General features: G+C 49.5%; 2 protein-coding genes. One reads left to right on the top strand and one right to left on the bottom strand.

What is annotated here, in order from left to right; translation table 11 throughout:
• The first annotated feature begins 445 nt into the window (after nt 1–445).
• On the top strand, nt 446–1480 hold the full coding sequence (locus C1I60_RS07265; protein ID WP_137061132.1) for an alpha/beta hydrolase: 1035 nt from the start codon (nt 446–448) through the stop codon (nt 1478–1480).
• Nucleotides 1481–1589: 109 nt separating this feature from the next.
• Here C1I60_RS07265 and C1I60_RS07260 read toward each other — a convergent pair.
• On the bottom strand, nt 1590–6523 hold a 4934-nt coding region (locus tag C1I60_RS07260; RefSeq protein WP_170970757.1), incomplete at its 5' end, for a non-ribosomal peptide synthetase.

The raw sequence follows: 6523 nt of genomic DNA, 5'->3' as shown, positions 1-6523 counted from the left end.
TCGTCGCCTTATCAACTCTTATATCTTATCATGTCCGAACCAACTTTGCAAGCATTTTTTTAAATCTTTTTTTGTAACACTCGCTCGCAATATTGTATTTCTTGGCCGGAATTAGAATATATCATACCGAACATTTAAATGCAAGCTTTTTTATTTAATTGTTTTATCTCTGCAAAATACCGCATTATTCATTACAGCTCAAGCACTAAGTCTTATTTTTCTTTATATTGATGATTTCACAAAGAAAAGATGGGTAAAAAATGATATGAGAAAACTATCGCCATAATCACCACCCTCTTTATTAGAGAATAGACGGATATTATGCAACTTCATTTTGATGTTTTGTCTGAAATCTTCAGCAGTCTTACAAATTACACATAGGCAATTTTGTATCATATAACATTAGCTGATGATTAATTAACGGTATAGAGGAGTAGATCTTGTAATGAAGCAGCGAAGACGAACATGGACGAGAATTGTGTTTTTTGTCATCTCTTGCTTACTACTTGTCGTTATCTCTGGATTTGTTTATGAGTGGATTGCATCCAAACAGGATAAATTGCAATATCCTCCTCTAGGGAAAATGGTTGACGTCGGGGGCTATCGACTCCATATTCGCAAACTTGGCAGCGGCACTCCGACAATACTGCTTGAATCGGGAAGCGGGGAAAGCAGCCTGTCCTGGAGGGATATACCCGAAAATCTGTCATCATTCGCCACCGTTGTATCCTATGACCGGGCAGGCTATGCCTGGAGCGAGGAGGCTGCTACTCCACGCACCGGTGAAAACATCGTTCGAGAGCTTCATCTTGCCTTAAAGAATACAGATGTCCAGCCTCCTTATATCCTTGTAGGCCATTCTCTCGGGGGCATGTACTCAAGGCTGTATGCACAAACGTACAGAGATGAGGTAGCAGGATTGGTCCTTGTGGATGCTAGGCCTGAGAATGACGCCCGCCGGACAAGTGAGATTTATGCCAAGGAACGACCTAAGGTCAATCCCTCACCGTTAATATCCCTTCTTCTAGAAAGGTCGGGGGCTTTTCGTCTGTTTCCTAATTTTATGCTAACTGGTCGTGTTGAGCATCAGGATAGAAAATCGTTTGTGAGTATTGTCGCTTCACCCAAATACTTTCGGTCTGTTGCCGAGGAAGGTGATTTGGCGAGCACGACCGAAAATGCCATACGAGGGCAGCATTTGGGAAACCTTCCTGTGCGTGTGATTGCCCGGGGCATCCAGCAAAATTTGACTCAGTTCGGTATTAGTAAGCGCGGGAATGAGCAAATCGAACAAAGCTGGCAAATGGGGCAGCGTGAGATGCTCAACATCTCTACAAACAGCAAATTTATTGTTGCCAAAAAGAGCGACCATATGATAATTCATGATCAACCAGAGCTTGTCATTCAAGTTATCTGTGAGCTAATCAACAATATCAATCCCACACGGTCAACCGTTGCTAAAACAAACAAAGATGGTTAGATACTCTACATGTTAATGGTTGCAAAAAACACAAAAGACGCCCGAGTTCCTTCTATATAAAGGAATCCGGGCGTCTTTGCTGCCTAACACTTATTATGCTTGATTGATCTTAGGACAAAATGGGCTTGTTTTTAGATGATGCTTCTGTGACCTTGTCAAGTATCTGTCTCAGCACTTTAGCATTCTCACCAATATAACCGGAATCAAGCAGCACATCGTGCGTACCGATGACTCCATACTCTTCGTATTGACCAAGCGTTGTCTGTTGCCATAGCAGTTTATCTGATGATGTTACCGGACCCATACTATCGTCTTCTGCAACCAAGGCATGGATATTCGCCTGAACTTCACCTGCGTTAATAAGCTCATTCCGATAGATGGAGTAGATCAACATTTTGTCTTTGACTCGCTCCCTGTCGGATGGATCGGCCAAAAATGCTTTGTACTGATCACCAATACTTTCCAACACCGTCTCAACAATCTCTTCAAGCTGCTCCGGCGTCGATTCATCCTTGGACGTCTTTCTCATAGCATCCACCATAATGAGGTCGCTCACCTGATGACCTCGGCTTTCCATGGCTTTGGCCACCTCGAAGGCCAGATTCCCTCCGAGTGAGTATCCGAGGAAGACATAAGGTCCCTCTGCTTGAATACCCACGATGGCATCCATGTAGCGATCCAGCATGTCTTGACTCTCAAAACGATCGCCGATGAATTCCAGCCCGTATACCTCGCAATGTCCTTCCAGCTCTCTAGCCATCTCATAGTAGCCCAGAGAGTAGCCGACCCGAGGAGGGAAACAAAACACTTTAAGCGTTCCTTTCCCTGGGAAGTGGATAATTTCCATTTCCTCTTCATCAGGAGCATCTTTTGTCCGCAGCCTGGATATTTCATGTGCCATTTGCTCCACCGTTGGAAGATTGAACACGAGTTGGAGCGGGAGTTGGACACCCATGACGGACGAGATCTTCTGAATCAATCCTAATACTTTCAGGGAGTGGCCCCCAAGTTCGAAGAAGTGATCCTTGACTCCGATTTCCTGCACACCGAGTACCTCGGACCAAATCTGCGCCAGTTCTACTTCAGTCGGCGTACGCGGCGGGATATACTCCGCTGTGCTCCGCAGGAGTGCTTCTGGTGCCGGCAGCGCTTTGCGATCCAATTTGCCGTTCGGATTCAGCGGCATTTGTGCCAGCTGTACGAAAGCAGTTGGAATCATGTAGCTTGGCAGTTCGCTGGCCAGTGCTTCACGTAACACTCCCGCTGCAAGTCCCTCTTCAGCCACAAAGTACGCGCAAAGCTGAGTACTTCCAGTAGCATCAGCCAGTGCAAGGACGACCGCTTCCTGCACAGACGGCACTTTAAGAATTTGTGCCTCCACTTCTCCCAGTTCAATACGGTAACCCCGGATTTTTACCTGGTGATCGATTCGCCCCAAATACTCAATATTCCCGTCTGGCAGCCATCGGGCCAAATCGCCCGTCCGGTAAATCCGCTCTCCCGGTTTGTACGGATGAGGAATGAACTTCTCTGCCGTCAGGTCCGGCTGGTTGAAGTACCCTCGCGCTACCCCTTCGCCTGCAATACAGAGTTCTCCCGGTACACCTACAGGTGATACCTGAGAAGCACTGTCCATCATCCATACTTGGACGTTAGCGTACGGTTTACCGATAGGTACATGCGTTAGCGCAGCAGTCTCAAGGCTCGTTGTATATCGGGTCGCATATACGGCCGCCTCCGTAGGACCATAGATGTTCTCCAGTACTGCGTGTGGAGATACTTTATAGTACTCTTCCACAAGTTTGGCGGGCAGCGTCTCGCCGCAGGCAAACAGATATTTCAGAGTAAGGAATCCTTGGCTGCCGCTTTCCTTCAAATATTGAACGAGAACACTGAGCATCGACGGTACTAGATTGAGATGCGTGATACGGCTCGTATCCACGGCCTCCAGCAGTGCCACCGGATCTTTGTCCGCGCCCTGCGGCAAGATCACGAGAGTTCCCTGCCCAAAGAACCAGCAGAATAGCTCCGGTACGGAGAAGTCAAAGGTGAATGTCGTTTTGAGCAGGAATCGGTCACCTGCCATCATCGGATATTCAACTTCCAACTGACTCAGCGTATGGACAGCGGAACGATGCTCAATCATTACGCCTTTTGGCTTACCAGTTGAACCTGACGTGTAAATGATATACGCCAGATGTTCCGGCCCGGCGAGCGGCTCCAGATTCGAGTCATCAGCATGATACGCCTGCGGGTCATCAAGTGCCAGGAGCGTGCCAGCAAATGGAAAACGATCTTTGAGATGATTTTTCGTCAGCAGAAGCTTCGCTCCCGAATCCTCCAGCATGTGGCGAATACGATCTTCCGGGAATTCTGGATCAATCGGTACATAGGCCCCACCCGCTTTTAGAATGGCATGGATGCCGATGATCATCTCAAGCGAACGTTCAACCATGATGCCGACCGGCTGGTCAGGTCTGACCCCTTGGGCGCGCAACGTACGTGCAAGGCGGTTCGCCTGCTGATGAAGTTCTCCGTAGGTAAGCTTCGTTTCGCCATAGATAAGTGCTGTACGGTCCGGTGTGAGCGCCGCTTTTTCCTCAAATATGCCGTGAAGGGTCTTCTCACGCGGATAAGGAGCTGCTGTATCGCCCCACACTTCCACAATCTGCGCCTTCTCTTGCGCCGTGATCATGCCCACATCGCCGACCGGGATATGCGGGTTGTCAAGCACTTGTTCAAGCAGACGAACCAAATGTCCCTGGAGCCGACTAATGGTTTCCGTTTCAAACACGAGCGCGTTGTATCTCATATGGAGCTTGAGTTGTGCGCCCGGCTCAATGGTCAGAACGAAATCATAGTTCGTTTGTTCGAACGCTTCGATAGCGGTAATATCCATCTCGCCCGAATCGTTTTGTCTCAACTGGCCGAGCCGCTCTTCCACCGGATAGTTTTCAAATACCATGACGTGGTTGATCAAGCTTTGTTTTTGTCCGGTTAGCGCCTGGATTTCATAAAGCGGATACGTATCGTAAGCGTGCGAGGCCAAATACTGCTCTTGCAGCTTTTTCAGCAATTGCGCGAAGGTTTCCCCTTCCTCTGTTTGAACGCGAACAGGAACCGTATTGATAAATAGGCCGACCATATTCTCAATACCCGGTATGTCTGCAGGTCTTCCTGATACCACGTTTCCGAAAACGACATCCCGGCTGTTATTGTACCGTTGCAACAAAATCCCCCATGCAGCCTGCATCAGCATGCTAACTGTTACTTGATGCTGCTTGGCCAACAACTCGATCTGCTTGGCCATATCCTCGCCAAGATCGCAGACAAGGTATTCCAGCCTATACCCTTCGGCTTTGCCTTGGGTTTTTCCTTGCGGCAATAACGTTTGCTGCTCATAGTCTTCCAGGTACTTGCTCCAATAATCGGCAGCTTTCCCGGCATCCTGACGATCCAGCCACTCGATATAGGTACTGTAGGACGGCGCTGGAGGAAGCTCCGGTTGTCTTTGCTGCAGAATCGCCGTATAGTGCTCGAATACTTCTTGCATCAGAAGCGGCACGCACCAGCCATCGATAATAATATGATGGAAGCTCCAGATCAGGTTGTAGTTTTCTTCGCCGGTACGGAGAATCGAGATGCGCAGTAGCGCATCCTGGGTCAGGTCAAACCCTTTTGCCCGATCTTGGACGTTAAAGCTTTCCGCATACGCATCACGCTGCGCCTGATCCATACCGCGCAAATCCTCATAATAAAATTCACCTTGCTTGTGGCGGAATATAATTTGTACAGGTTCGGCCAAACCATTGTAAAAATTGGTGCGTAGCGCGTCATGACGCTGCATTAAGGCATCCAGACTTTGGGCGAATGCCTTAATGTCCAGACTTCCCCGAATACCAAAAGTCGATTGTTCGAAGTAAGAACCCGAATTCGACTCCAGCAAGCTCAGGAACAGCATGCCCTTTTGCATCGGTGCCAGCTTATACACATTTTCGATCTCGCCAACATGCCGGGTTTGCTGCACAAGCTGCTCCAGTTCCTCCATGCTGAGATCCGAAAGCAGCAGATCGCTCGGCGTCAGCTCCGACTGCTCTTTACTCACGCAGTGCAGGATGATTGCCTGAAGGCTGTTCTGAATCAGCTCAGCCAGTTTCTCCATCGTCTCCTTGCGGTAGTGATTTCCGCAATAGCTGATGGCCAGATTCAACGCACCTTCCGAAATCATGCCGTTGATGTCCAGTACATAATTCCGCATACTGTTTTCGCTAATCGCGACGCCGGTTGAATAAGGCGAAATTTGCAGCTTGTTACTGTCCAAATCCTGGTCAAACTGCCCCAGATAGTTGAAGCTGATTTCCGGCTTAATTTGCAAGGAAGCGTCCCCGTTCCCGCCATCGCCGGACAAGTGGGCCAAAATCCCATATCCGATGCCTTTATTCGGAATGCGGCGAAGCCCTTCCTTCACGCGCTTAATGCTACGCGAAATGTCTTGTTCGGCCCCGAACTCCAGCACAACTGGATATTGGCTCGTAAACCAGCCTACGGTCCGGGTAATGTCGGTATCCGGTATGATCGTTTCCCGGCCGTGTCCTTCCAGATTTACCAGCACTTGCTCCGTTCCCGTCCAGGCATGAACCGCCATGCCCAGAGCGGCCAGCAACAAGTCGTTTACTTCCGTATTGTAAGCGTGGTTGGCCTGCTTCAGCAGCAGCAGGGTCTCCTCCTCGCTCCACCCAGCTACTACCATCTCGCTGTCGCGAACCTGGGCTATAGGGTGAGCAAAATCCTTCGGCAGTGGTTCAGTAGCTTCTGCCGTCTGCACGATCTGCTGCCAATACTCCCGCTCGCGCTCCAATGCCGGACTTGCCGCATACTGTGGCAATTGCTGCGCCCATGTGCGGAACGAGTCCGTTTTATGCGGCAGCCGGATTTCCTGACCGCTTGCCGCCCGCTCATAGCCTGTGGCGATATCCTCAAACAATATCCGCCACGATACCCCGTCCACCGCCAGATGGTGGATGACGATCAGCAAATGGTCGC

This window comes from Paenibacillus terrae, assembly GCF_005217525.1.
GTDB lineage: Bacteria > Bacillota > Bacilli > Paenibacillales > Paenibacillaceae > Paenibacillus > Paenibacillus terrae_C.
Note: the sequence above shows the minus strand (reverse complement) of the source record. Positions and strands in the feature narration are given on the sequence as shown.

Excerpts from the sequence above, each read along its gene's own strand:
- C1I60_RS07265 (WP_137061132.1), top strand. The coding sequence starts at position 446 with ATGAAGCAGCGAAGACGAACATGGACGAGAATTGTGTTTTTTGTCATC.